This is a genomic window from Amycolatopsis ultiminotia (genome assembly GCF_039536925.1).
GTDB classification, from domain to species: Bacteria; Actinomycetota; Actinomycetes; order Mycobacteriales; family Pseudonocardiaceae; genus Amycolatopsis; species Amycolatopsis ultiminotia.
Genome location: NZ_BAAAZN010000018.1, coordinates 157,928 through 181,348 on the forward strand (window position 1 = coordinate 157,928; position 23,421 = coordinate 181,348).

Annotated in this window: 25 protein-coding genes, 1 pseudogene and 1 riboswitch; of the genes and pseudogenes, 18 read left to right on the plus strand and 8 right to left on the minus strand. The window is 69.5% G+C overall.

Features of this window, described 5'->3' with window-relative positions; translation table 11 throughout:
- Positions 1–30: 30 nt before the first annotated feature.
- Positions 31–218, minus strand: a riboswitch (cobalamin riboswitch).
- A 492-nt stretch (positions 219–710) separates the two neighbouring features.
- The 3 genes from ABD793_RS32980 to ABD793_RS32990 all read left to right on the plus strand — a co-directional run bounded on the left by ABD793_RS32980 (position 711) and on the right by ABD793_RS32990 (position 2,343).
- Complete coding sequence (locus ABD793_RS32980; protein WP_344867188.1) at positions 711–842, plus strand: hypothetical protein; 132 nt, start codon at positions 711–713, stop codon at positions 840–842.
- Positions 843–1,065: 223 nt separating this feature from the next.
- The gene (locus tag ABD793_RS32985) at positions 1,066–1,785 is read left to right on the plus strand and encodes an acyl-CoA dehydrogenase family protein (protein WP_344867189.1); all 720 of its coding nucleotides are present in this window, start codon (positions 1,066–1,068) and stop codon (positions 1,783–1,785) included.
- A 54-nt stretch (positions 1,786–1,839) separates the two neighbouring features.
- The gene (locus tag ABD793_RS32990) at positions 1,840–2,343 is read left to right on the plus strand and encodes a flavin reductase family protein (protein ID WP_344867224.1); all 504 of its coding nucleotides are present in this window, start codon (positions 1,840–1,842) and stop codon (positions 2,341–2,343) included.
- Positions 2,344–2,620: 277 nt separating this feature from the next.
- Here ABD793_RS32990 and ABD793_RS42865 read toward each other — a convergent pair.
- Positions 2,621–2,884: pseudogene (locus ABD793_RS42865) on the minus strand (alcohol dehydrogenase catalytic domain-containing protein); the annotation flags it as partial.
- A 453-nt stretch (positions 2,885–3,337) separates the two neighbouring features.
- Between ABD793_RS42865 and ABD793_RS32995 the strand changes: the two are divergent.
- The 15 genes from ABD793_RS32995 (at position 3,338) to ABD793_RS33065 (ending at position 18,956) form a co-directional block, all read left to right on the plus strand.
- A complete protein-coding gene (locus tag ABD793_RS32995) occupies positions 3,338–3,463 on the plus strand; it encodes a hypothetical protein (RefSeq protein ID WP_344867190.1) in 126 nt (41 codons plus the stop codon).
- The gene (locus tag ABD793_RS33000) at positions 3,463–3,753 is read left to right on the plus strand and encodes a muconolactone Delta-isomerase (RefSeq protein WP_344867191.1); all 291 of its coding nucleotides are present in this window, start codon (positions 3,463–3,465) and stop codon (positions 3,751–3,753) included. The genes ABD793_RS32995 and ABD793_RS33000 overlap by 1 nt, the downstream gene beginning before the upstream one ends.
- A 423-nt stretch (positions 3,754–4,176) precedes the next feature.
- Complete coding sequence (locus tag ABD793_RS33005; protein WP_344867192.1) at positions 4,177–4,884, plus strand: Crp/Fnr family transcriptional regulator; 708 nt, start codon at positions 4,177–4,179, stop codon at positions 4,882–4,884.
- Between the two features lie 100 nt (positions 4,885–4,984).
- On the plus strand, positions 4,985–6,301 hold the full coding sequence (locus ABD793_RS33010; RefSeq protein WP_344867193.1) for an MFS transporter: 1,317 nt from the start codon (positions 4,985–4,987) through the stop codon (positions 6,299–6,301).
- Between the two features lie 79 nt (positions 6,302–6,380).
- On the plus strand, positions 6,381–7,736 hold the full coding sequence (locus tag ABD793_RS33015; protein WP_344867194.1) for an LLM class flavin-dependent oxidoreductase: 1,356 nt from the start codon (positions 6,381–6,383) through the stop codon (positions 7,734–7,736).
- Entirely contained in the window at positions 7,733–8,593 is an 861-nt protein-coding gene (locus tag ABD793_RS33020) for an amidohydrolase family protein (protein WP_344867195.1), read from the plus strand. Before ABD793_RS33015 ends, ABD793_RS33020 begins: the two co-directional genes overlap by 4 nt.
- A 14-nt stretch (positions 8,594–8,607) precedes the next feature.
- Positions 8,608–9,594 (plus strand): phosphoglycerate dehydrogenase, encoded by a 987-nt coding sequence (locus ABD793_RS33025; RefSeq protein WP_344867196.1) that lies wholly within the window; start codon positions 8,608–8,610, stop codon positions 9,592–9,594.
- Positions 9,591–10,301, plus strand: coding sequence for a 4-carboxy-4-hydroxy-2-oxoadipate aldolase/oxaloacetate decarboxylase (locus ABD793_RS33030; RefSeq protein ID WP_344867197.1), 711 nt, complete (start codon positions 9,591–9,593; stop codon positions 10,299–10,301). Before ABD793_RS33025 ends, ABD793_RS33030 begins: the two co-directional genes overlap by 4 nt.
- A 6-nt stretch (positions 10,302–10,307) precedes the next feature.
- Complete coding sequence (locus ABD793_RS33035; RefSeq protein ID WP_344867198.1) at positions 10,308–13,724, plus strand: indolepyruvate ferredoxin oxidoreductase family protein; 3,417 nt, start codon at positions 10,308–10,310, stop codon at positions 13,722–13,724.
- Positions 13,725–13,764: 40 nt separating this feature from the next.
- On the plus strand, positions 13,765–14,307 hold the full coding sequence (locus ABD793_RS33040; protein WP_344867199.1) for a flavin reductase family protein: 543 nt from the start codon (positions 13,765–13,767) through the stop codon (positions 14,305–14,307).
- Between the two features lie 34 nt (positions 14,308–14,341).
- Positions 14,342–15,106 (plus strand): SDR family oxidoreductase, encoded by a 765-nt coding sequence (locus tag ABD793_RS33045; protein WP_344867200.1) that lies wholly within the window; start codon positions 14,342–14,344, stop codon positions 15,104–15,106.
- Positions 15,107–15,169: 63 nt separating this feature from the next.
- The gene (locus ABD793_RS33050; protein ID WP_344867201.1) at positions 15,170–15,817 is read left to right on the plus strand and encodes an acyl-CoA-like ligand-binding transcription factor; all 648 of its coding nucleotides are present in this window, start codon (positions 15,170–15,172) and stop codon (positions 15,815–15,817) included.
- Positions 15,817–17,358 (plus strand): FAD-dependent monooxygenase, encoded by a 1,542-nt coding sequence (locus ABD793_RS33055; RefSeq protein ID WP_344867202.1) that lies wholly within the window; start codon positions 15,817–15,819, stop codon positions 17,356–17,358. Before ABD793_RS33050 ends, ABD793_RS33055 begins: the two co-directional genes overlap by 1 nt.
- 28 nt (positions 17,359–17,386) lie before the next feature.
- Complete coding sequence (locus ABD793_RS33060; protein WP_344867203.1) at positions 17,387–18,268, plus strand: LLM class F420-dependent oxidoreductase; 882 nt, start codon at positions 17,387–17,389, stop codon at positions 18,266–18,268.
- Between the two features lie 154 nt (positions 18,269–18,422).
- Positions 18,423–18,956 (plus strand): nuclear transport factor 2 family protein, encoded by a 534-nt coding sequence (locus ABD793_RS33065; RefSeq protein ID WP_344867204.1) that lies wholly within the window; start codon positions 18,423–18,425, stop codon positions 18,954–18,956.
- Positions 18,957–19,173: 217 nt separating this feature from the next.
- On the opposite strand, the gene ABD793_RS33070 is transcribed toward ABD793_RS33065, so the two are convergent.
- From ABD793_RS33070 to ABD793_RS33100, 7 genes are all read right to left on the minus strand, one after another.
- On the minus strand, positions 19,174–19,884 hold the full coding sequence (locus tag ABD793_RS33070) for a TetR/AcrR family transcriptional regulator (protein WP_344867205.1): 711 nt from the start codon (positions 19,882–19,884) through the stop codon (positions 19,174–19,176).
- Between the two features lie 61 nt (positions 19,885–19,945).
- Positions 19,946–21,172, minus strand: a complete 1,227-nt coding sequence (locus ABD793_RS33075) for a cytochrome P450 (protein WP_344867206.1) — start codon at positions 21,170–21,172, stop codon at positions 19,946–19,948.
- Positions 21,169–21,540: a carboxymuconolactone decarboxylase family protein gene (locus tag ABD793_RS33080; protein WP_344867207.1), complete on the minus strand. Its 372-nt coding sequence runs from the start codon at positions 21,538–21,540 to the stop codon at positions 21,169–21,171. The genes ABD793_RS33075 and ABD793_RS33080 overlap by 4 nt, the downstream gene beginning before the upstream one ends.
- The gene (locus tag ABD793_RS33085; RefSeq protein ID WP_344867208.1) at positions 21,537–22,394 is read right to left on the minus strand and encodes an NAD(P)-dependent oxidoreductase; all 858 of its coding nucleotides are present in this window, start codon (positions 22,392–22,394) and stop codon (positions 21,537–21,539) included. The genes ABD793_RS33080 and ABD793_RS33085 overlap by 4 nt, the downstream gene beginning before the upstream one ends.
- A complete protein-coding gene (locus ABD793_RS33090) occupies positions 22,391–22,564 on the minus strand; it encodes a hypothetical protein (RefSeq protein WP_344867209.1) in 174 nt (57 codons plus the stop codon). Before ABD793_RS33090 ends, ABD793_RS33085 begins: the two co-directional genes overlap by 4 nt.
- Positions 22,561–22,779 (minus strand): hypothetical protein, encoded by a 219-nt coding sequence (locus tag ABD793_RS33095; RefSeq protein ID WP_344867210.1) that lies wholly within the window; start codon positions 22,777–22,779, stop codon positions 22,561–22,563. The genes ABD793_RS33090 and ABD793_RS33095 overlap by 4 nt, the downstream gene beginning before the upstream one ends.
- A 123-nt stretch (positions 22,780–22,902) precedes the next feature.
- The gene (locus ABD793_RS33100) at positions 22,903–23,322 is read right to left on the minus strand and encodes a hypothetical protein (protein ID WP_344867211.1); all 420 of its coding nucleotides are present in this window, start codon (positions 23,320–23,322) and stop codon (positions 22,903–22,905) included.
- Between the last annotated feature and the right edge of the window lie 99 nt (positions 23,323–23,421).

The following is a 23,421-nucleotide window of genomic DNA, read 5'->3' on the forward strand; positions in this document are numbered from 1 at the left end:
TCCGCATGCGTTCAGCTCCATCCTCGTGGACGAACACGGACATCTGCGGCCGGTATCCTGGCTCCCGGATCCGCGGCGCCCCAGGCCTTCCCGGCTCGCGCCAGTGGCCGTCTTCCCGGTGGAACACCGCTCCCCGGTCACAGTGGCGGGACCGCACCGGACTCGCACCGGCTTCCCTGCACCGCAGACCTGAGGACACCATATAGTAGGAAGTCCAACTATGTCGACTGTGCCGGAAATCTCCCCCAAAGCGCATACCGAAGACCATCTCGAAGCCTGTCGCCAGTGTGCTGCCGGGCGTCGCTCTCCGGCTCGGAGTGCCTGTATGGTCGCCTCGCTCGTCGCCTTGCGGCCGATCGCTCGACGCTCGGATTTCTGCCGGGTGCCCGCATGAGTGCTCGCCGGAGCCTCCGTGGACCTGCCCTGAACCTGACCGGTGAGGTCGAAACCGGTCTCGATGATGCGACGAGGCGTGTCGAGGTTTCGGACGAACAACCTGTCCAGCTGAACCCGCACCTCAGTAAACATAGGTTCTTCCGGTGAAGCTTGTGGCTTCCGCAGACGGCAAACGAGCCGCTCGGCAAGGTGTTCACGCGCCTGCCGCGGGATTCGGTCGCATTGCGTTTGCCTCTGCGTTGCCGTCGGTTGCCCGCGGCGCCGCGAGGTTGACGAGTTCCCACGTGTGCGTCTCAAACGAGCGGGAGTGTGACTTGAAAAGCTTCGATGTTCTGTGCCTCTGTGCCTCTGTGACCCGGCCGCCGCAGGGCAAGCTGTTTCGCGACCCGCGCACCCAGGATGCGATCCAAGCTGTGCAGGCGAACATGGGCAAGGCGAAGGGGTGAGCACTAGCCCCCGGACGCTCCTGAGGGATGTTTCCTAGCGGGACGGGATTGCCGACGGCCGACCTGGGCCGCCGGCGGCTTGATCGACGATCTCGACGCGGTCGTGTGTTCATCCTTGGCACCCTCGGGTACCGCGCACCGTGTCGAGGGAGGTTACCGGCTCAGCGGCCGGTGGGGCTTCTCCTCGGGGAGCGACCACGTTGGGTGGGCGCTGGTCGGCGCGGTGGTGCAGGAGGGCGGCGGCACGCCGTCGCACGTTCGAACGTTCCTGGTGCCGCAGAGCGATTTCGTCGTTGAGGACGTGTGGCACGCCGTCGGACTGCGGGGCACCGGGAGCAACGATCTGCACATCGCCGAGGTCTTCGTGCCGGAGCATCGGACGTTGAGTGCGGCGCAAGTGGCGCTGCCGGAGTGTCCGGGGCACGCGGTGAACCCGGAGCCGCTGTACCGGATGCCGCTGGCCACGATCTTCACGACCTCCATTTCGGTTGCGATCGTCGGGATGGCCGAGGCCGGCCTTGCGGCGTATCTGGATGCCACGCGCAAGCGCATCCGGGTGGTCGGCAACCAACGGGTCGCCGAGGATCCCTTTGCGCAGGTCCGCATTGCCCGTGCGGCGAGTGCGGTCGACGGGGCGTGGCTGCAGTTGACGCGCAATGTTGCAGATGTCTACACGTGCGCCGAATCGGGCGAGGACACGCCGCTGGGACTGCGGACGCGGCTGAGGCGAGATCAGCCGCTTGCCACGGAGCGGGCCGTCGGTGCGGTCGACCTGGTGATGGAGAACGCGGGTGGCAGCGCGATGCGATCCGGTGGCGCACTCGAGCGCATCTGGCGGGATGTGCACACCGGACGGGGCCACGTGGTCAACGACGTGGAAAGCGCGCTTGCGATGTTCGGCCGGGACGCGCTCGGTCTCGAGGTGACCGGCGCGATGCTGTGACGTGGGTGCTCGGCGACTCGGGCTCGGTGCGCCAGGAGGATTGACATGCTCGAAATGAGGACTGCCGGCGACCCCGGACGGTCACTCCGGCAGGCGGTCGGATGCTTCCCGTCCGGGGCGGTGGCCTTGGCGGCGACGAGTGGCGGTGTTCCATCGGGCTTTTTCCTGAACTCGTTCACCTCGGTCTCGTTGGCGCCGCCGCTCGTGTCCGTCTGCGTCCAGCACACCTCGAGAACGTGGCCTGAACTACGCCCCCGTCGGCGATTGGGGCTCAGCGTCCTGGCCGCAGGCGACATCGGGAGCGCTCGGCAATTGTCGAGCCGAGACGGTGATCGCTTCCGCGGAATCGGCTGGGAAGCCACGGTGGAGGGGAGCGTGTTCATCTCCAGCGCCACCGCATTCCTGGACTGCCGGGTGTACGAGGAACTCGAGGCAGGCGATCACGTACTCGTGCTCCTGGAAGTGCTCGGATGCAGTGCGGACCCGACGCGGCCCCCGCTGGTCTTCCACGCCAGCCAGTTCCGGGCACTCGCGGCACACACCACCGAGAGGGTGTGATCATCGGGTGCCTCGCCGTCGGGTCCGCCATGCGGGCGGCGGAAGTCGCGCCATTCCTGGAGTTCGGCGTTGAAGGCGGTGACGTCTCGCCGGCGACGCGGTCGAAACGGCTCAGCAGCACGCTCAGCGTGCTCGGGCCGTGGAACCGAATCCGGCATCGGCTTCTCGCACAGGAGCATCGGTTCCCGTCGCTCTCCCGGTCGCGGCGGCAGTAGACCGCGTCCATCGAGGTCAGGCACGATCCGTCGGTATCTCTGCCCAGCTGGGGGATGTCGGACATCGGACATTGAGTCTGATGTCCGCTCTTGTATTGTCGGGATCGGTATTCATCGCCCGTCGCGAGCCGGCCGTCGGCCGCGACGTGGTCGCCGGGTGCGAGACCGCTCGACGCCGGGGCGGAGACCACCACGCTGCCGATCTCGCAGCCGGGGATGAACGGCAGCGGCGGACGGTCCTCGTACTGCCCGCGAGTCTGCAGGAGATCGGGGAACGACCTGTCGCTCGAAGTGGGGCGCGTGACGGTGCGCCGGCATGCGGCCATCGTGCAGGACAGGCACGGATAGGCAGGTGTTGCCCAGATCCGTCCACTCGTGACACGCCACCACTGTGCGGGTGCGTCCTTCCCGGCTCGACCAGAGCCCGAACCCGGCGGGCGCCAGGCGTTGCGACAAGTCCTCCGGCAGAGGCCATGCCTGCCCGGCGAACATCAGCCAGAGGTCCGGATCTCCGATGATCGCTGTGCCGGCGAACGCGTAGTTGCCGCCCGGTGGTGATCCAGGGCGGGGCGAGTACCGGCGCACCGTGCGCCACCCCGCCCGCGCTCGGCTCGCCGCGCGTGATCTCCGGGGAGAACAACAGTGTCCGGCCCAGGTTCATCAGGTGGACGAGTGTTCGCATAGTCGGAACAGTGTGCTAGACAGTAGCACGTAGAGTGGCTTTGTTCTGCAGCCTGGTCAAGTCACTCCGGCCTCGGCGGCCAACCAAGGGAGACGCGGTGCAGCTCGGCGTCGGCGATACGGCGCTCGCCGGGAAACCCCGGCGCGACGGGCTGCGCTGCTCCGGGGAGGTCGACCCGACGGTGCGGGTCACGCCGGAAACAATTCTTCGGGAGGTGTCCTGATGGACTTCTTGGTACGGATCGAGACCAGCCGGGTGAGTGCGTTGCCCGCCGAGGAGTATCGCGATCTGCTGGCACGCGAGTGGGCGCGAGGGCAGGAGCTGCACGCTCAGGGCATCCTGCGCACGCTCTGGCGCGTGCCCGGGTACCAGGGAAACGTCGGCCTGTGGTCCGCCCGCGATGCCGACGAGCTGGCGGAGGCGTTGCAGAGCCTGCCGATCTGGCCGTTGGTCACCGCGGAGGTGACCCCGCTGGCGACACATCCCCTGATGACCCGCATCGGGCAGGCGTGAGGCTCCGGTGCGGGCTCCCCTTCGGCCGGAAGCTGCTTGTGCGCAAGACTTCCCGGACGAATGGCGGTACCCAGTTCGTGTCGAGCGCGATCCTGCCTTGGGTGCGGGCGATGCCGAAGAGCCTGCTCGGCAACGACTTCCGCACCGAAGACACCCGCACCGGCCGGTCGGTCTGCCCGGGACCGGGCACTGTCCGGGCACCGACGGTCATCCGCGCTCCTGCCGCGCCGGGAGGTCGGGCCTGCTTCACGCAGGTCGCACGAGTGCTGCCCATTCACCGCCTTGGTCTCACCATCGGGATATCCAAGGACAAACGATGAGAGACCGCTTGCCCGTGTGCCCGGCGGGTGTCAAGGCGGGGGAACTGCCGGCAGGTCCTCGATCTCAGTGGGGTGCGGGCCGAAGTGTTGTACCGTCCGTCGGATGACACCTCGCCACGGTGGCCGCGTCGGTGCGCAGCAGGCGGAGGCTTGGCGGGTCGATCTTTTCGGCCTGCTCACCCCTGCTGCGCAGGAGGACTTCGTCGCGCGCTCGGTCAGCCGGGTGGTACCGGCCGGGGCCCGCCTCTACACCCAGGAGGACCGGCATCGGGTGATGTACCGGATCGTCGACGGGCGGGTGTGGCTGTCGTATTCGCGGCCGGACGGCAAGGAGCTGCGCTACGGCCTGGTCGGTCCCGGTGAGTGTCTCGGGATCAGCTCGCTGGTCGACGGCCGTGGCCTGCCCCAGAGCGCGACGGCCCGCACGGAGGTCACGGTGCAGGTCCTCAACTGGGACGCCTTCGCGCAGCTGCGTCGCAAACATTCCTGTGTGGACGATGCGATCATGGGGTCGATGCTGCGCGACATCAGAATCCTGATCGGTTTCCTGGCCGAGGCCTCACTCGATGGGCTGCCCGCGCGCGTCGCCCGGCGGATGCTCCTGCTCTCGGCCCCCGACCGCGACGGCGTGCTTGCCGTCGACCTGCCGCAGGCCGAGCTCGCCGCCGTGTTCGGGGTGTCCCGGCAAAGCCTCAACAAGGTGCTGAAGGGTTTCGAGGCCCAGGGGCTGGTCCGGCTGTCGTACGGCGTGATCCGGCTGGCCGACCCCCCGGGGTTGCGGGCACTGGCGGGTTCGGCCGAACTGTCGTGATGTTGACAGTCTGCGGCTCGCGGCACACTTAGCGTCCTGGACATCGTCGCGAGGATGGGACGTCGTTCCTCGTCGGCGCTCCGCCCGCGAGGAGTTGCGCATGTCCGCTGTCACCCCACGCCGTCGTCTGGTCGGTGGTTTCGTCGGCACGTTCGTCGAATGGTACGACTTTCTCGTCTACGGCCTGTCGGCCCCGATCCTTGCCGTGTACTTCTTCCCGGGGTCCAGCCCCGTGGCGGCGCTGCTCGGCACTTTCGCCGTGTACGCCGTCTCGTTCCTGGTCCGTCCGCTCGGCGGGCTCGTCTTCGGCGCGATGGGTGACCGCCGTGGCCGGATCCGGGTGCTCGCCGTGACGGTCCTGCTCATGGGGGCGTCGACGATGGTGATCGGTCTGCTGCCCACTTACCAGTCGATCGGCATCGGGGCACCGGCGCTGCTCCTGCTCTGCCGGATCGCACAGGGATTCTCCGCCGGAGGGGAGACGAGCGGCGGCCTCAGCTACATCCTCGAGTCCGCGCCCACCGACCGCCGCGCGCGGTGGATCGGGGTCGCCGTGGCGATGTCGTGGCTGCCTTCGGTGCTGGCGTCGCTGCTGATTCTCGGTCTGCGCGGCGGGCTGGGGAACGCGGCGTACCTCGATTGGGCGTGGCGGGTGCCGTTCCTGCTCGGTGGCCTGTTCGCGTTGATCGGGCTCTGGCTGCGCAGCACGCTCGACGATCCCGAGGAGTACGTGGAGGCCACGCGTGAGCAACGCGCGGCCCATCCCGTTCGCCAGGCCCTGCGTTCGGATCGGCGCGCGATCGTGACCGTCACGCTGCTGGTCGCGGTGCAGGCCGTCGGTGCCTACCTGTTGCTCAGCTACTTCTACACCTACCTGACCACGGTGGCGCAGCTGTCGGTGACCGCGGCGCTGCTCACCAACGCGGCGGCGATCGTGGTGATGGCACTGCTGATGCTGCCGTTCGGCTGGATCGCGGACCGGTTCGGCCGCAAGCCGGTGATGTTCGCCGGTGTCGGCTGGCTGCTGCTCGGCGTCTGGCCCGCGTTCGCCTTGGCCGGTACGGGCGGGATCGTGGGGGCGCTCACGGGGCAGCTGGTGCTCGCGGTGGGCGTCGCGCTGTTCGCCTCCGGCGGGTTCGTGACGATGGTCGAGCTGTTCTCCACCGCTGTCCGGGTCACCGGTCACTCCATCGGTTACAACGTCGGGTACGCGGTTTTCGGTGGCACAGCGCCACTCGTCGCGGCCGCCCTGATCAGCGCGACGGGCTCGTCCAGTGCCCCGGCGTGCTACGTCATGGCGATCGCCGTGGTGGGCCTGATCGTCGTGTTCCGCACCCCGGAGACCCGCGGTGCCCGGCTTCGCGACGCCGGCACCGAATCCTCCGTCGCGAGCTCCGGTGAACTGTCGCCGCTTTGACAGTGTTGGAGCGGCAGCTGCTTCTACCGTCGAGTCATCGGTCGCGCACGACCGGAAAAGCCCAGCGGAAGGTGTGTCAATGACGCGCATTCATCTGCACGGATTCAAGATCGCCGGGGTCGGCCACACAGCCGTCGGCAGCTGGCGGAACCCGGACAACCAGGAATACCGCTACACCGATCTCGACTACTGGATCGAGACGGCGCGCACCCTCGAGGCCGGCCTGTTCGACAGTCTGTTCCTGGCCGACTTCCCCGGGATCAACGACGTTTACCAGGGCAGCGCGGACACCAGCATCCGCGAGGCGATCGCGCTGCCGATCAACGACCCGATGATGGCGATCTCCGCGATGGCCGCGGTGACCGAACACCTCGGCTTCGCCGTGACGGCCTCCACGACCTACGCGCAGCCGTATTCCTTCGCCCGCACGATGGCCACCCTCGACCACCTCACCAAGGGCCGGGTCGGCTGGAACGTGGTCACCTCGGCGACCGCCAGTGCGGCCCGCAACCTCGGCCGCGACGCACAGGTCCCGCACGACGAGCGTTACGCGATCGCGGAGGAGTTCCTGGAGGCCTGTTATGCGCTGTGGGAGGGCAGCTGGGAGGACGACGCCGTGATCCGTGACCCCGCGATCGGGTATGCCGACCCGGCGAAGGTCCATCCGGCTGCGCACAAGGGAAAGTACTTCGCCGTACCGGACCGGTTCCTGTGTGAGCCCTCGCCACAACGCACGCCGGCCCTGTTCCAGGCCGGTGCTTCGGCCGCGGGGAAGGAGTTCGCCGCGAAACACGCGGAGGCCGTTTTCCTGGTCGAGACCGATCCACGCCGCATGCGGTCCACTGTGGACGACATCAGGGCGCGGACCGGCCGGGACCTCACCTTCATCGCCGGGGTGTCCGTGGTCGTCGCGCCGACCGACGCCGAGGCGCAGCGGAAGTTCGAGGACCAGGTCCGGTTCGTGAGTGCCGAGGGCACACTGGCCAGGCAGTCCGCACTGATGCAGCTCGACTTCGGGGCGGCGGACATCGACGCCCCGCTGGAGTACGTGCAGACCGACGGCATCCGGTCCTTCCTGGAGCGCTTCACCATCGGCGATCCCGACCGCGTGTGGACCCCGAGGCAGGTCGCGGAGAAGATGGCGCGCTCGCTCGGGGCGATCACTGTCGTCGGTTCGCCGGAGACGGTGGCGGACAAGCTCGAAGAGATCATGGAGATCGGCGGGATCGACGGCTTCAACATCTACGACTACGCGCCGTTGCACACCTTCCCGGACTTCGTCGAGATGGTGGTGCCGGAGCTGCAGCGCCGTGGCCGGGTACCGGCCGCGTATCCGGCGGCGACCCTGCGTGAGAACGTCGCCGGTGGCGGACCGCGCCTGCCGGCGGGGCATCCCGGCGCGGAATTCCGCGCGCGGGCCACGGTCTCCCGATGACCGCGGTGAGCGAGCCGCCGAGTATCCCCGGTTTCCGTCCCGACGTGCGCGACCCCGGCTGGGACGTCGGGGACGGCGGCTGGGACACCCACGCTCACGTCTTCGGCCCCGCCGCCGATTTCCCTTACGCCGCAGGACGTACGTACACCCCGCCGGACTCCACCCCAGCGGATTACCTGCGGACGCTCGACGCGCTCGGGCTCAGCCACGGCGTACTGGTACAGCCCAGCTGCTACGGCACCGACAACAGCCGGTTGCTTGCCGCACTTGCGGCGCACCCGGCCCGGTTCCGTGGTGTCGTCGATCTCGACCTGCTCGCCACCGCCGAGGAGGATCTGCGTGGCCTGGCCGGGGTCTGCGGGTTACGGCTGCGCTGGCCGCAGACCGCCGACCGGATCGGTGAGATCCTGCCGCGGCTGCGCACCTTGGGCTGGCATGCCGACGTGTTGCTCGACCACAGCGACTCGGCGCCCGCGCTGATCGACGCCGTCGCCGGATCCGGAGTTCGGGTCGTGGTCGAGGCGATGGGCAGTCCACGGGCCGGTGACACTGTGTCGGGCCGCGGGTTCAGCGCGCTGCGGGAGTGGCTTTCCGCGGGGGAGGGCTGGGTGAAACTTTCGCATCCCTACGCCATCGACGGGCTAGGGCCCGGCCCCTACCCCCACGCCGGGCGGTTCGCCGGCGCCCTCGTCGAGACCGCCCCGGATCGCTGCGTGTGGGGCTCCGACTGGCCGCACCCGATGAAGGAGGGCCCCGTACCCGAGGACGGCGGGCTTCTCGGCCTGCTCGTGCAGTGGGCCGGTGGCGCGGCGGCCGCCCGCTCGATCCTCACCACCAATCCTCTTTCCCTGTACTGAAGGTGATGATGTCAATGTCGACAGCTCCGAAACCCGTGATCGTCGTGTCCGCGCCGATCCACGAGCGCGGCATCGAGCTGCTGCGCCCGGCCTTCGAGGTGCGCGAGGTGCACCACGGCGTCGCCACGGAGGCCGAAATGGCCGAGGCCCTCGCCGACGCCGACGCGATGGTGCTCCGGTCCGTGCCGTTACCGGGTGCCCTGCTTCGCCGCTGCCCGAAGCTGAAGGTGATCGCGAAGCACGGGGCCGGACTTGACTCCGTGGACCTCGAGACCGCCACCGAGCTGGGCATCGTGGTAGCCACCAGCGGGAACGCGAACTCGACCAGCGTCGCCGAGCACGCCTTGACCCTCATGCTCGCTGTCCTGCGCCGGGTCCCCGAGCTCGACGCGGCGGTCCGCGCGGGTGGTTACCGCGAGCGTGAGCGGATGACCGCGTTCCCGGATCTGTTCGGCGCGACCGTCGGGATCGTCGGTTACGGCAACATCGGCCGGGACGTCGCGCAGCTGCTCACAGGTTTCCGGTGCACGGTCCTGGCGTACGACCCGGTTCAGGCGGAGACGCCCGGTGCGGAGAAGGTCGAGCTGGACGAACTGCTGGCGCGCTCGGACATCGTCACGTTGCACCTGCCGCTCACCGAGGGCACCCGGCACCTGATCGGCGCCGCCGAACTGGAGCGGATGAAGCCGGGCGCGATCCTGATCAACACCTCGCGCGGCGGCACCGTCGACGAGGGGGCACTGACCAAGGCACTCGCGACGGCCACGATCCGCGCCGCCGGGCTCGACGTCTTCGAGCAGGAACCGCCGGACGTGTCCGCCCCGCTGTTCGCCGCCCCGAACGTCGTGCTCTCCCCGCACTGTGGCGGTGGCACCGAGCTGGCCCGGGTGCGGTCGGCCGTCGAGGCCGCCGAAGCCGCACTGGCGGTGCTGCGCGGCGAACGGCCGCGGTACTTGTTCAACCCCGAGGTTCTCGGGCACGCACGGGCGGAGCTGTCATGACTGTGTATCTGAAGATTCCCGCTGCCGACCCCGAATCGCTCGCCGCCGTCGAGGCGTGCAGCGTGGCCGATCTGCACGAGGCGCTGGGATCGCTGCTCGGGTTCGACCGCGGCCGCGCGGCGCTGCTGGACCCGGCGATCAAGCCGCTCCTGCGGGGCACGCGGATCTCGGGCCAGGCCGTGACCGTGCGGAGCAGCCCGGACGACGGCCTGCTCGCCCACCGCGCGATCCAGCTGCTCGGGCCGGGACAGCTCCTCGTCGGGGTGAATGGCGGGCACGGAGCCGCGGCGATGTTCGCCGAACTCACCGCGCTGGCCGCACGTGCCAACGGCGCCGTCGGCGTGGTGGTCGACGGGCCGATCCGCGACTCGGATGCGTTGGCGGAGATGGCTTTCCCGGTCTGGTCTCGCGGCATCTACGCGGGGCACACCGACAAGGCGGGGCCGGGTGCGGTGAACGTGCCGGTCGTCTGCGGTGGCGTTCTGGTGGAGCCCGGCGACGTGATCGTGGCCGACGGCGACGGGGTGATCAGCCTCCCGCTCGACATCCTCCCGGAGGTGGTCCGCGCCGCCCGTGCCCGGGTGGAGCGCGAGCACGGCATCCGCGCGGCGATCGACCGTGGCGAACAGCTCTTCGACATCCTGCGCCTGGGAGAGGCCCTCGCGGCAGCCGGTGTGGAGCAGCACGACCGGGTCTGGAAGGACTGAACCACCGTGACGTCGTCGACCGTCTTGACCGATCGTTACCTGCTCGGCACGGGCACCGTGCACCTCACCGGGGTACAGGCGCTGGCCCGGCTGCCGCTCGACGTCCGGCGGGCCGATCGCCGGGCGGGCCGGGACACCGGGGTGTTCGTCTCCGGGTACGAGGGTTCGCCGCTGGCGGGCTACGACCTGGAGCTGGCCCGGCAGCGTGCCCTGCTCGACGAGGAGGAGATCGTCTTCCGGCCCGCGGTGAACGAGGAACTGGCCGCCACCGCCGTCGCCGGCACCCAGCTCGCCGCGACCCGGGACGAGCGGACGGTCTCCGGCGTCGCCGGGTTCTGGTACGGCAAGACCCCCGGCCTCGACCGCGCCGCGGACGCGCTGCGGCACGCCAACCTGATGGGCACGCACCCCGAGGGCGGCGCGGTCGTGCTGGTCGGCGACGACCCGGGGGCGAAGTCGTCCACCGTGCCCGGTACCTCCGAACGGCTGCTCGCCGACCTCGGGATGCCGGTGCTCAGCCCGGCCGATCCGCAGGAGGTCCTCGACCTCGGCCTGCACGCGGTGGCGATGTCGCGGGCGTCGGGGTTGTGGACCGCGCTGAAGATCGCCACCCAGGTCGCCGACGGGGCCGGGCTGGTCCGGGTCGACCCGGACCGGGTGTCCCCGGTCCTGCCGGACGGCGGATTCCGGCACACCGTCACCGCCCAGTTCGCCCAGCCTGTGCTCGGGCGGCTGGAGGAGTCGCAGTCCGGGATCCGGCTCGAGACCGCACTGCGGTACGCGCGGCTCAACGAGCTCAACCGCATCACCGCGGCGGGGCCGCGGGCGCGGATCGGGATCGTCTGCGCCGGGGCCACTGCGCTCGCCGTCGACCAGGCGCTCGACGCACTCGGCGTGGCCGGCGACGACCGGATCCGGGTGCTGCGCCTCGGCCTGGTCCACCCGGTCGAACCGACGATCCTGGCGGAGTTCGCCGAGGGCCTCGACGAGATCGTGGTCGTCGAGGAAAAGCGGCCGATGATCGAGACGGCGGTGAAGGAACTGCTGTACGGCCGGCCCGGCGCACCACGGGTCTCGGGCAAGAAGGACCCGGACGGGCGGGCGCTGCTCTCGCACTCCGGCGAGCTGGGCGCCGACGCCATCGCCACCGGGCTCGGCCGCAGGCTCGGCGAATTCCTGCCGGTCACGACTGCTCCGGTCGCGTCCCGGATCGAGCTCCCGATGGTCACGCGCACGCCCTACTTCTGTTCCGGCTGCCCGCACAACAGCTCCACGAAGGTCCCCGACGGCACCCTCGTCGGCGGTGGCATCGGCTGCCACGCGATGGTGCTGTTCATGGACCCGGCCCAGGTCGGGGACGTCACCGGGCTGACGCAGATGGGCGGTGAGGGGGCGCAGTGGATCGGCATGGCGCCGTTCCTGAGCACCGGTCACCTGGTGCAGAACCTCGGTGACGGCACCTTCCACCATTCCGGCAGCCTGGCGATCCGGGCGGCGGTGGCGGCGGGCGTGTCGATCACCTACAAGCTGCTGCACAATTCCGCGGTCGCGATGACCGGCGGCCAGCAGCCCGAGGGCCGGATGGGGCTACCCGAGCTGACCCGCTGGCTGCAGGCGGAGGGCGTCGCGAAGATCGTGGTGACGACCGAGGATCCGAGCCGGTTCCGCCGGATCCGGCTGGCCCGCGGGGTCAAGGTGCGCCACCGTGACCGGCTCGTCGAGACGCAGCGCGAACTCGCCGAGGTGCCGGGCGTGACGGTGCTGATCCACGACCAGGAGTGCGCGACCGAGGTGCGCCGCAAGCGCAAGCGCGGGCAACTCAAGGCGCCGCTCGACAAGGTGCTGATCAACGAGCGGGTCTGCGAGGGCTGCGGCGACTGCGGGGCGAAGTCCAACTGCCTGTCCGTGCAGCCGGTCGAGACGGAGTTCGGCCGCAAGACCCGGATCGACCAGCCCTCGTGCAACAGCGACCTCTCCTGCCTCGATGGCGACTGCCCGTCGTTTCTCACTGTGCGCCAAGGGAAAGCGGCGAAGAAGGCGCTGCCGGCGGATCCCGGCCCGCTGCCGGAGCCGGTGCCGGCCGGGCGCACCGACCGGCATGTGCTGCGGATCGCCGGGGTCGGCGGGTCCGGGGTCGTCACGCTGTCGCAGATCATCGGGGTCGCCGGGATGCTCGCCGGCCGCGAGGTCAAGACGCTCGACCAGACCGGGCTCGCGCAGAAGGGCGGCGCGGTCATCGCGGACGTCGCGCTCAGCGTCGGGCCGTGGGAGCGCGCGCCGAAAGCGGCGCAGGGCGAGGTGGACTGTTACCTCGGCGCGGACATCCTGGTCGCGGCCGACCCGGCGCACCTCGCCGCCGTGTCACGCGAGCGGACGGTGGCCCTGGTGTCCACCGCCGAGGTGCCGACCGGCCGGATGGTCTCGGACGTCGCGGCCGCTTTCCCGCCGATCGGCGAGCTGACCGACCGGATCGCGGGTGCGACCCGGGACGCGGTGTTCGTCGACGCCCGGCGGCGCAGCCGTGAGCTGTTCGGCGACGACCAGTACGCCAACCTTTATCTCGCCGGCATGGCCGTGCAGCGGGGCGCGCTCCCACTCCCGCCGGAAGCGCTCGAGGAGGCCATCAGCGTCAACGGCGTTGCGGTACAGGCCAATCTGCTCGCGTTCCGGCTCGGCCGGGCCGACGCCGCCGAGCCGCCCGCCGAGCCGTCCGGCGAACTGCCCGCCGAGCCGGGCGCGGAGATCCGCGAACTGCTCGGGCTGGTGGGTGCGCCCGCCGGGTCCGAGCTGGATCGGCTGCTCCGCATCCGCGTGCCGGATCTCGTCGCCTACCAGAATCTGCGCTACGCGCGCCGGTACGTGGAGCAGGTCGCCAGGGTCCACCGGGCCGAGGACGAGCGGGTCCCCGGTTCGTCCGAGCTGACCGAGGCCGTGGCACACCACCTGCACCGGCTGATGGCCTACAAGGACGAGTACGAGGTCGCGCGGCTGGCACTGGACCCCGCCGTGGATGCGGACGTCCGGGAACGGTTCGGTGCGGGCGCGAGGGTGTCCTTCCGGTTGCACCCGCCGGTCCTGCGGGCCATGGGCCTGCGCCGCAAGATCAGTCTCGGACCGTGGTTCCGGCCGGTGTTCCGGCTGCTGACGGTGCTGCGCCGGCTCCGCGGGACCCCGTTCGACCCGTTCGGCCCGGCCAGGGTGCGGCGGCTCGAACGCGACCTCGTGCGGGAGTACGAGCAGGTGGTGGCGGAGCTGGCCGAGCGGGTCGACCCGGGCAGCCACGCACTGGCGGTGCGGATCGCCGGCCTGCCCGACACCGTCCGGGGGTACGAGGACATCAAGGTGCGGAACGCGGCCGCCTACCGGGGCGAGCTCGCCGAGTTGCGCGCGCGGCTGAGCGCGACCACGGAGCAGGGCAGCTGACCGGCCCGCACACCAACCCGGTTCAAGAGGAGAAGAGCTCATGCGAACCACCGATTTCGACCACCGAACGGCCGCTGAGCACCCCGCGGCAGCGGCAGTTCCCGGCTTGGCCGACCGGTTCCGCGACGTGATGGCCGCGGTACCGTCCCCGGTCGCGGTGATCACCGCGATGGCGGACCGCGTGCCGCACGGCACCACGGTCAGCGCGTTCGCGTCGCTGTCGATGACCCCGCCGATGGTGGTCATCTGCCTCGACCACGGCTCCGAGCTGCTGGCCATGGTGCGTACCACCGGCCACTTCGGGGTCAACGTCCTCGGCGCCGGTCAGTCGGATCTGGCACTGACGTTCTCCCGCAAAGGGGGCGCCGCGAAGTTCGACGGGGTCGGCTGGACCGCCGACCACGGCCTGCCCCGCCTCGGCGGTTCCGGCTGGCTCGCCTGCCGTACCGGCGAACTGGTCGAAGGCGGTGACCACCTTCTCGTACCGGGCCGGGTCCTGGCCGCCGATGCACTGAAGGGCGATCCGCTGGTCTATTCCGGTCGCGTTTTCGGCACTCACCGTGCGTTGCGGAATCCGGTCTGATTTCTCCCGACGAACAGAAATGGTGACGATCGACATGGATTTGGGAATCGCCGGACGTCGCGCTCTGGTCAGCGGTGCCACACAGGGAATCGGGCGCGGGGTGGTGGACGCGCTGGCGGGCGAAGGGGTGGACCTGTTCCTCATCGCGCGCGGCTCCGAGCTGCTCGCCCGGACCGCCGAGGAAATCGAGGCGCGGTACGACGTTCGCTGCCGATGGCACTCCGCGGACTTCGGCGTGCCGGGCCAACCGGCAGCGGCCGCCGAGGCGGCGATCGCCGGGTTCGGGGGAATCGACATCGTGGTGAACAACGCCGGCCGGTCGATGCCCGCCTCGCTCGAGAGCACCACCGAAGAATGGCACGCGAGCAGCCAGCTCAATTTCCTCAGCCACGTCGAGGTCACCCGAACGGTGCTTCCCGGGATGCGCGAGCGCGGGTGGGGAAGGATCATCAACGTCACCGGCGCCGCCTACCGTGCCCCGCAGCAGTTCAACATGGGCACGATCGCGAAGTACGGGCTCGTCAACGTGGCGAAGATGACTGCCAGGGAGGTCGCGAGGACCGGGGTCACGGTCAACACCGTGACCGTGGGGCTCATCGAGTCCCACCAGATCAACGAAAGCCAATTCCCCGACGAACGGCAGCGCCGTGCCATCGCGGACGAATTCATCCCGGCGGGCCGGTTCGGCACCCCCGCCGAGGTCGCTGCCGCCGCGCTTTTCCTGGCCTCCGAACAAGCGGGTTACGTCACCGGCAGCACCGTGACCGTCGACGGCGGCGCGGACCCCACGCTGCTGTGAAGGTGCAGATAATTGCCCAAAGGGCAAAGTTGCACACTGCGCAAGTTCTGTTAGTCTCGGGGTATGGCGAGCGGACTACGGGAGCGGAAGCGTCGCGAACTGCGTGACCAGCTGAGCCTGACCACGGTGCTGCTGGCGAAGGAACACGGCTTGGCCAACGTCCGGGTGGAGGACATCGTCGAGCGGGTCGGGGTGTCCCGCCGGACGTTCAGCAACTACTTCGCCAGCAAGGAAGAAGCCATCGCCGACCGGCACGTCCAGCGGACGCGCAAGGCGGCGCAGGCCCTGCTCGAACGGCCCGCGGGCGAACCGTTGTGGGACGCGATCACGGCAGTCGTCGTCGAGCCGTACTCGGAGCGCCTCGAGGTCACCGCCGCGCAGCCGAGGGAAGAACAGGACAGCCTCGCCGCCGTCCTCAGCGAACCGGACATGCAGGACGCCACTGCTCGCGGATCGCGGGTGGCGACCGAGGAACTTGCCAAGGCGATCGCGCAGCGGCTGGGCGTGGACGGCACCGCGGACATCCTTCCGCGACTGGTCGCCAACGCCGCTCTGAGCACACAACTGGCGACGGTGGACTTCTGGCTCCGGGCCGAACCGGCCGTCGAACTGTTTCCGCTGTTGCGTGCGGCGTTTGCCCGGCTGGGTGCCGGATTCGACGATCTCCGCGCACAAACGCTTTTCCCGGGCCGTGAAAGGAAACACTCGTGATGTTCGATGCGATCGTCGTCGGTGGTGGGCCGGTCGGTCTTTTCCTCGCCTGCGAACTCAAGCTCGCCGGCATCGACCCGGTGGTCCTGGAGCGGCTGCCCGGCGCGAACCAGGCGGACAAGGCGCACGGGCTCACCGGGCAGGTGGTGCGCCTGTTGGACCACCGCGGCCTGTTCGAGCGCACCGGCGGAACGGGAGCGCCCGTACCTGTCCCCGAGTTCTTCTTCGGGGCGATAACACTGCCGTTGCACGTCCTCGGTGCGGACAACTCCATGTACGCCCACCGTGTCGTTCAGCGTGACATCGAGCGCGCCTTCGGCGAGCGGGCGGCCGAGCTGGGAGTCGACGTGCGTCGCGGGTACGACGTGCGGGCCTTCAGCCAGGCGGAGGACCACGTCGAGGTCGTCGCGTCGGACGAGGCAGGTGCCGAGACGACGTTCAGCGCCAGGTTCGTCGTCGGCTGCGACGGCGCGCACAGTGTCGTCCGCAAGCAGTCCGGCATCGGGTTCCACGGAATCACCGACGGACGCGTCGTCGACCGGTCGATGCTCATCGGTGCGCACGAGGGGCTGCGGCCCGCCCCGGACGGGCGAGTCGCGATCGACGGGTTCGGTGAGATCGAGGCGAACTTCCACCGCACCGAACGAGGTGTTCTCACCATCTCCTTCTCCGATTCCGAGCACGCGTTCCTGCACACGATCGAATGGGAGGACCACCCCGCCGGGAACTTCCCCGGCCCCGGCAAACCGATGACGATCGAGGAAATGGAAGACAGCGTCGAACGGGTCCTCGGCGTGCGGGTTCCCCTGGTCCCGCCCCCGGCCGGTTCCCCGGCGCTGCTGCGCCGCCTGTGCGGCCGGAACACCCGGCTGGCGGAGCATTACCGCGATCGGCGGGTGTTCATCGCAGGCGACGCCGCGCATGTGCACGCCGCCGCGGGCGGGCCCGGCCTGAACCTCGCGTTGCAGGACGCCGCGAACCTGGCCTGGAAGCTCGCGGCCGAGGTGCACGGCTGGGCCCCGAAGGGATTGCTGGACACCTACGAGACCGAACGCCGCGCGATCGGGCAGCGGGTGTTCATGCAGACCCAGTCCCAGACCGCGCTGATGGCACCGGGTGCCGACGTGACCGCCCTCCGGCAGTTGTTCACGGAATTGCTGACCCGCAAGGAAAACGTCCAGCAGATCGCCGACCTGATGGCCGGGGCGGACGTGCGGTACGACATGGGGGAGGAGCACCCCGCCGCGCCCACCGGGTGGTTCGTCCCGATCCTGGACGTGCTGACCGAGGACGGGCGTGCGCACCGCCTCGCCGAACTCCTGCACGACGCGCGCCCCCTGCTGCTGGACCTCACCGGCGGCACCGAGCTCGCCGATGCCGTGGCACCGTGGGCCGATCGGGTGGCCAGGGTCTCCGCGAAAGCCGAAGAAGCTCCGGCAGGCGCGCTGCTCATCCGTCCCGACGGTTACGTCGCCTGGGCAGGCACCGACCAGCACGCGCTCCGCTCGGCGCTGAACCGGTGGTTCGGCTCGGCCGGCTGAACCGCACGACGCGAACGAAGAGGCAACCATGAGTGAGAAACCGTTTCGTTTCGGAGTCACCATGTTCGTGCCGTCGTCGCGGGCCGAGTGGATGGCGAAATGCCGCCGGGCCGAAAAGCTCGGCTACGACGTCATCGGGGTCGCCGACCACCTCGGCCTTGCTCCGCCGTTCCCGGCGATGGTGCTCGCGGCGGAGGCGACCGAACGAGTACGACTGACGACCTTCGTGCTCAACGCCGCGTTCTACCACCCGACGCTGCTCGCCCGGGAGGTCGCCGGAACCGACCGGTTCACCGATGGCCGGATCGAGATCGGCCTCGGCGGCGGGTACCTGAAGGCGGAGTTCGAAGCCGCCGGCATCCCCTGGGAAACCGCCGGGCGCCGGGTCGACCAGCTGGAGCGCACTGTCGCCGAACTCGAGCGGTGTTACGCCGATCCCGGCCAGGAGCCCCGGCCCGCGCAGCGGTCCGGCCCGCCGCTGCTGATCGCCGGTCGCGGTGACCGGGTACTCACACTCGCGGCCGGGCACGCCGACATCGTCGGTTTCAGCGGTACCGTGCACGGCAACACGGGCTGTCGGCCGGGTCTCGCCGATGCCGGCGCGATCGCAGAGCGGGTCGAGTTCGTCCGCGGGAAGCTCGGGAACCGAGCCGACGACGTGGAGTTCAACATCTCCGTCTATCACCTGGTGATCACCGATGATCGAGAAACCGCGTTGGTCAAGGCACAGGAAGAGCTTCCGGATCTGACCGTCGCCCAAATCGCCGAACTGCCCACGGCGTATTTCGGCACTGCCGCGGAAATCGCCGACAGGTTGCGGGAGAACCGCAGGCGCTTTGGGTTCGGCTACGTGACCGTGAACGAGCTGGAGCTCGAAGCGTTCGCCCCGGTTATCGCATTGCTGCGCTGAGGGCGAACGAAACCGGTGTGGCACCTGGCGACGTGCGGTCGTGGTGCGGGTCCGGCCACCCGGCGAACTGTCGGCTATTTGACAGTGGCCGGGCCGGGTGACCGAGCACCATGTGTCGGGAAGCAGTCGGTCGGCGGAACAACCGGAGGACAGTGTGGACCTCGATGAACGACTTCTGACCTTGCTGGCCAAACAAGAGATCTACGAGCTGATGTGCCGATACTGCCGCGGTGTCGACCGCATGGACAAGGAGCTGACGCTCTCCTGTTTCTGGCCGGGCGCCGTCGACGTGCACATCGGCAGGCACGGCAGGCTCCACACCGGTACCGCCGAGGAGTTCTTCGACCAGGAATGGGCCGGGTTCGGTGATTTCACCGCTTCGCAGCACCACCTCTGCAACATGCTCATCGAGGTCGACGGGGATCGAGCGGTGGCGGAGACTTACCAGTTCTCCTTCTACTGGCGCGAACCCGGTGACGACCCGGAACTGAACTGGCTGAACTCGAACCGCTACCACGATGTGTTCGAACGTCGAAACGGGCAGTGGAGAATCCTCCGCCGCGACTTCCTCCGCAACTTCTCCCTCCCGATCAGCCCGGTCGATTTCCCGACGCCGGAGAACAACTGGCCGGCCCTCTCGCAGAGCCGGGACGACCTGGCCTATCGGACCGTCGCCGACGTCGGCTGATCGCCGGCGTCGAAGGCACCGAACGCGGCGACCGACGCAAGCTTGCCGACCGCCTCGGTGCGCAGGTCGTCGCTCGGCCTGAGGCGACAACGAGGCGCCGACGCCGGCATTCGCGGAGTGCGTCGCACTGGCCGCGCGGCTGGAGGGGCCGGTCGCGTGTCCTGCCAGCAGCTGCGCGGTTCGGCTGGCCGCCGCAGCGGCCTCGTGAACTCGCTATTCAGTCGTGGTCGAGGACGGTTTCGGCGATGAGCCGGTCGACCTCGGTCGACTGCGGGTAGCCGGGACCGGCTGTGCGCTCAGTGCTGACGAGGACGTCGACGAGGCCGTCGGCCAAGTCGGTGATCGTGGTCATCGGCGTGTTGATGGCGAGGCTGTGCTGGACCGAGACGAGACCGTGGAGTCCGGTCCACAGGGTGTGTGCGGCTTGGTGCAAGGGGAGTGCGAGCGGATAGCCTTCGTCGGCGCACCGGGCCAGCGCGCGGCGCAGTCCGCGGGAGACCAGCCGCGAGGGGTGGTGCCCGATCCGTGCCGGATCGGCGGTGGGCTGGCGGACCTCGTACATCAGCCGGTAGTGCCCGGCGTTTTCGTGCGCGAACCGGCAGTAGGCGGCGACCTGTGCCCGGAGCCGTTCGCGCGCCCCGGCGGCGGCCGCCTGCTGGTCGGCGGCGCGCATCTGCTGAGCGAGCTGCTCGTACTTGTCGGTCAGCGCCGCCCAGACGAGTTCGGCCTTGTCGGCGAAATGCAGGTAGATACTCGGCGCAGCGACGCCGACCTCCTTGGCCACCGCGCGCATGGTCAGTCTTTCGTCGCTGCCCCAGTCGTCGAGCAGGCGGTTGACCGCGTCGAGCACTTCGGCGCGTAGCCGCTCGCCCTGCCCCCGTCGGCTGCGGGGCCGCCCGGACCCGGTCGAAGACCTGCCTTTCACCACCGGTTCACGATAAACGCCGTGGTGGCGGCGCCCCGGCACCGCCACCCCGACGCGTCGGTCGTCACCAGGTGACGAGCATCTTGCGGACCCCGTAGTTGGTGCCGTAGGTGTCCATTTCGACGTCTTCGAGCGGGGTGGCCAGGCGTAGGCGGGGAAAGCGCTCGAACAGGCGGGGCAGGATCGTCTTGAGTTCGGCGCGGGCCACGTTCTGGCCGAGGCACTGGTGCACGCCGTAGCCGAAGGCGAGATGGCGGGTCCTCGCCCGTTCGAAGTCCGGCGTATCGGGGTTGTCGAACGCGCGCGGGTCGCGGTTGGCGGCGGGCATCGCGACGACCACGAGGTCACCCTTGGTGATCTGCTGCCCGCCGATTTCCAGGTCTTCTTTCGCGGTCCGGCCGAGTCCGAACTGGACGATGGTGAGGTAGCGCAGCAGTTCCTCGACGGCAGGGCCGATGTTGTCCGGGTGCTCTTGCAGGTGCCGGCGTTGTTCGTCGTGGGTGAGCAGGGTCAGGGCGGACAGCCCGATCATCGCCATGGTGGTGTCGTGCCCGGCGAACAGCAGCAGCACGCCGATGCTGACGAGGTCCTTGTCGGTGAGGATCGAGCCGTCCTCCTGGCTGCTGCGGATGAGGTCGGCGAGCAGTCCGGACGACTGCGGGTCGGCCTTCTTCGCCGTGACGAGGCCGGTGATGTAGTTCTGCAGCCAGCGGGCGCCCTTTCCGCGTTCGGCGCGGGTCTTGCTCACGTCCATCATCACTTCGGTGGCGTGGTGGAATCCGTCGCGGTCGGCGTAGGGCACGCCGAGCAGTTCGCAGATCACCAGGCACGGGATCGGCAGCGCGAGGTGTTCGACGAGGTCGACCGGGGTGCCGTCGGCGCCGGCGCACTCGATGGCGGCGAGGTGTTCGTCCACGATCCGGTCGATGTAGGGCTGGAGCTTCTGCTGCACCGACTTCGGGCTGAACCGGCCTGCCAGCAGCCGCCGGTAGGCGCTGTGGTCGGGCTCGTCCATGAACACGAACGTCGGGTCGATCTCCTCGCCGGACTCGTCCGAGCCGTGGTCGTCGTCCTCCTCGGGCGGCACGTCGTGGCGCGGACGGCGGGCGCTCATCCGCGGGTCGGAGAACACCTGGCTGCCCTCCTCGAACCGGGTCGCCAGCCAGCCGGTCCGGCCGCTCGGGAAACGCATCCGCACGATCGGCTGCTCGGCCCGCAACCGGTCGTACTCCACCGGCGGGTCCAGCAATCGCTGGCGCACCATCGGCATTTCGGGCAGTTCGACGGTCACTTGTGCTCCTTCTCGTCGTGCGCGTGCAGCGCTGCTTCGACTCCGTTGTGCACCTGGGTTCCATTGCCCCAGCCGACGTAGTACTGCAAATGCAGCACCGCTTCCCGTAGCTGTTCCGCGGTCAGGTCCCCGCCGGCGAGTGCGCCCTGGACCTGGATCCGGATCAGATCGGCCCGGCCCAGTGCGGCGGTCGCGCCGAGCACCAGCAGCCGACGGTCGCGCACCGACAGCCCGGGGCGGCTCCAGATCTCGCCGAAGAGGTGCTCGACGGTCTTCTCCAGCATCGGCGTGGTCTCCGCCGGCAGGCTTTTGCTGAAACCTTCGCCGTAGACCTGGTCCATCATCGCGCGGCCCCGTTCGCTGCTCACGCGTTCTCCCCTGCCGTGATCGCCAGCGTTTCTGCGCCGCACGCGCGGGCCACCTCGACCAGTGGCAACGTCACGTGCACGCGTCCGGCCAGGTCCTGTGCTGCCGCGAGATCCTTGTCCTGCAACCGTTTTACCTGTCCGGCGAGGGCTCGACTCGCCTCGCCCGCCAGCCGCATCCGCAGCCACGAGAACAATGTCGCGCCTTGGGGGTCCGCCTCCTCGACGACGGTAATCAGCTTGTTCGGGGCCACCCCGGCGGCTTCGGCCAGTGCGGCGGCCTCGTGTACGGCGCGCCACGTCCCGTAGGTGATGACGTTGCGAGCGATCTTGGCCGCCATCCCGGCACCCAGTGGTCCACAGTGGACGACCTGCTTGGCGAAGCCGGACAGTACCGGCATCGCCTTGGCCACCGCGGACTCGTCGCCGCCGAGGATTGCGACCATGCCGTTTTCGAAGGCTTTGTCTCCCGGCGTGACACCGCAGTCGAGCAGCTCGACGCCGTCCTTCGCGCACGACTCGGCCAGCTCGTGCACCACCGGAACCGCCACCGTCGACAGCAGCACCACAACCAGATCCGGATGCGCGCCCGCGAGCACTCCGTCCTTTCCGGACAGCACTTGCCTGGCCTGATCCGCGTCGACCACGGCGATCAGCACCACATCGCTGGCGCGCGCCACCTCGGCCGGCGACCCGAGCGGCTCCGGCACCCCGGCCAGCCCGTCCGCGGCCTCCGGCCGGATGTCGTAGACGGCGGGGGCCTGGCCGCTGCGGGCCAGGCTGACCGCAACTCCGCCGCCGATCATGCCCAGGCCGATCACCCCGGCCCTCGACTGTTCGCCGGGTACTGCACTCATGCCGGAACTCCCTTCTGCGTAACGACTTCGCCCCATGCCGTCCGCGCGACGACGTGTGCACGTGCGGACCGCACGGAGCGCACCATGCCGACGCCGACCGTGCTGCGCACGGCATTGTTCTTGCCGTACAACGCGACGAGCTTGCCGTCGGCCGTGCTGCCCTCGGTCACCGCGAACGTGTCGGCCCCCGTGGCAGGCCGTGGATCTGGACCTTGCGGTGGTACTGGCCCGACCAGCTGCCGGGGACCGAACCGGTCGACACCGGCATCTCGTGCGCGCGATGCAGCTCGATGGGCAGGCTGCCGAGCTCCGGACCCGGCACATCGGATAGTGGCGTGTCCAAACCGGACACCAGCGTGACCTCCGCGTCCGCCTCGCGCGCCACCGAAGCGACCTCCGTACCCAGGAATACTGGCCGGCCCGCAGCATCTGCCCTCGCCAATGGCGATGTGCACGGGATTCTCCCACCGTCGGACTCGTAGCCTAACTAAGTTCACTTAAGGTCAGGCTAAACCTGTGCCCACTTTCGGCAAGAGTCATCTGGTGTGGGATGGATCACGTCGGTCGGCGTGGTCCGCAAGGCCTCGTGACCGGCCGCGTGCCACTGCGCATTCCCAGGTCCGAAGAAGTCCGAGGGCGGGCCTGCCACGGCGCGAATGTCGACGCCTGCGACGATCGGTTCGGTCGCTGCATAGTGCCGAACGCAGCGGATGGTGGTGTTGATGCCAAGTCGATCGGCGGGCCGGTTGTACCGTTGTGTCAGCGTCTTGGGTTTGTAGGGCTCGCTGCGGATCAGGTTGAAAGCGCTCGGCGGGTCCGCCAAGGTCGGTGACCCACTCCCGACGCGCACTCGCTCATACGCGCCGGAGCGGAAGAATCGAAAGCGCAGCGAGGGCGACTCGTTGCCAGCCCCTACGGCTTCCGTCATGCCGCGGTCAGTCGGTCTCGGTGCTGCTGGAGGTCTACGCGAGCTTCCCCCACGGCGGCGAGGAAGCTGCGAAGAGGCAAGTCGGGCAGGCGTTCGGGT

Bases quoted from the DNA above. Each gene is read 5' to 3' on its own strand.
- ABD793_RS32990 (WP_344867224.1), top strand. From the start codon at position 1,840: ATGAGGACTGCCGGCGACCCCGGACGGTCACTCCGGCAGGCGGTCGGA.
- ABD793_RS33000 (WP_344867191.1), top strand. From the start codon at position 3,463: ATGGACTTCTTGGTACGGATCGAGACCAGCCGGGTGAGTGCGTTGCCC.
- ABD793_RS33005 (WP_344867192.1), top strand. From the start codon at position 4,177: ATGACACCTCGCCACGGTGGCCGCGTCGGTGCGCAGCAGGCGGAGGCT.
- ABD793_RS33010 (WP_344867193.1), top strand. From the start codon at position 4,985: ATGTCCGCTGTCACCCCACGCCGTCGTCTGGTCGGTGGTTTCGTCGGC.
- ABD793_RS33015 (WP_344867194.1), top strand. From the start codon at position 6,381: ATGACGCGCATTCATCTGCACGGATTCAAGATCGCCGGGGTCGGCCAC.
- ABD793_RS33020 (WP_344867195.1), top strand. From the start codon at position 7,733: ATGACCGCGGTGAGCGAGCCGCCGAGTATCCCCGGTTTCCGTCCCGAC.
- ABD793_RS33025 (WP_344867196.1), top strand. From the start codon at position 8,608: ATGTCGACAGCTCCGAAACCCGTGATCGTCGTGTCCGCGCCGATCCAC.
- ABD793_RS33030 (WP_344867197.1), top strand. From the start codon at position 9,591: ATGACTGTGTATCTGAAGATTCCCGCTGCCGACCCCGAATCGCTCGCC.
- ABD793_RS33040 (WP_344867199.1), top strand. From the start codon at position 13,765: ATGCGAACCACCGATTTCGACCACCGAACGGCCGCTGAGCACCCCGCG.
- ABD793_RS33045 (WP_344867200.1), top strand. From the start codon at position 14,342: ATGGATTTGGGAATCGCCGGACGTCGCGCTCTGGTCAGCGGTGCCACA.
- ABD793_RS33050 (WP_344867201.1), top strand. From the start codon at position 15,170: ATGGCGAGCGGACTACGGGAGCGGAAGCGTCGCGAACTGCGTGACCAG.
- ABD793_RS33055 (WP_344867202.1), top strand. From the start codon at position 15,817: ATGTTCGATGCGATCGTCGTCGGTGGTGGGCCGGTCGGTCTTTTCCTC.
- ABD793_RS33060 (WP_344867203.1), top strand. From the start codon at position 17,387: ATGAGTGAGAAACCGTTTCGTTTCGGAGTCACCATGTTCGTGCCGTCG.
- ABD793_RS33085 (WP_344867208.1), bottom strand. From the start codon at position 22,394: ATGAGTGCAGTACCCGGCGAACAGTCGAGGGCCGGGGTGATCGGCCTG.
- ABD793_RS33100 (WP_344867211.1), bottom strand. From the start codon at position 23,322: ATGACGGAAGCCGTAGGGGCTGGCAACGAGTCGCCCTCGCTGCGCTTT.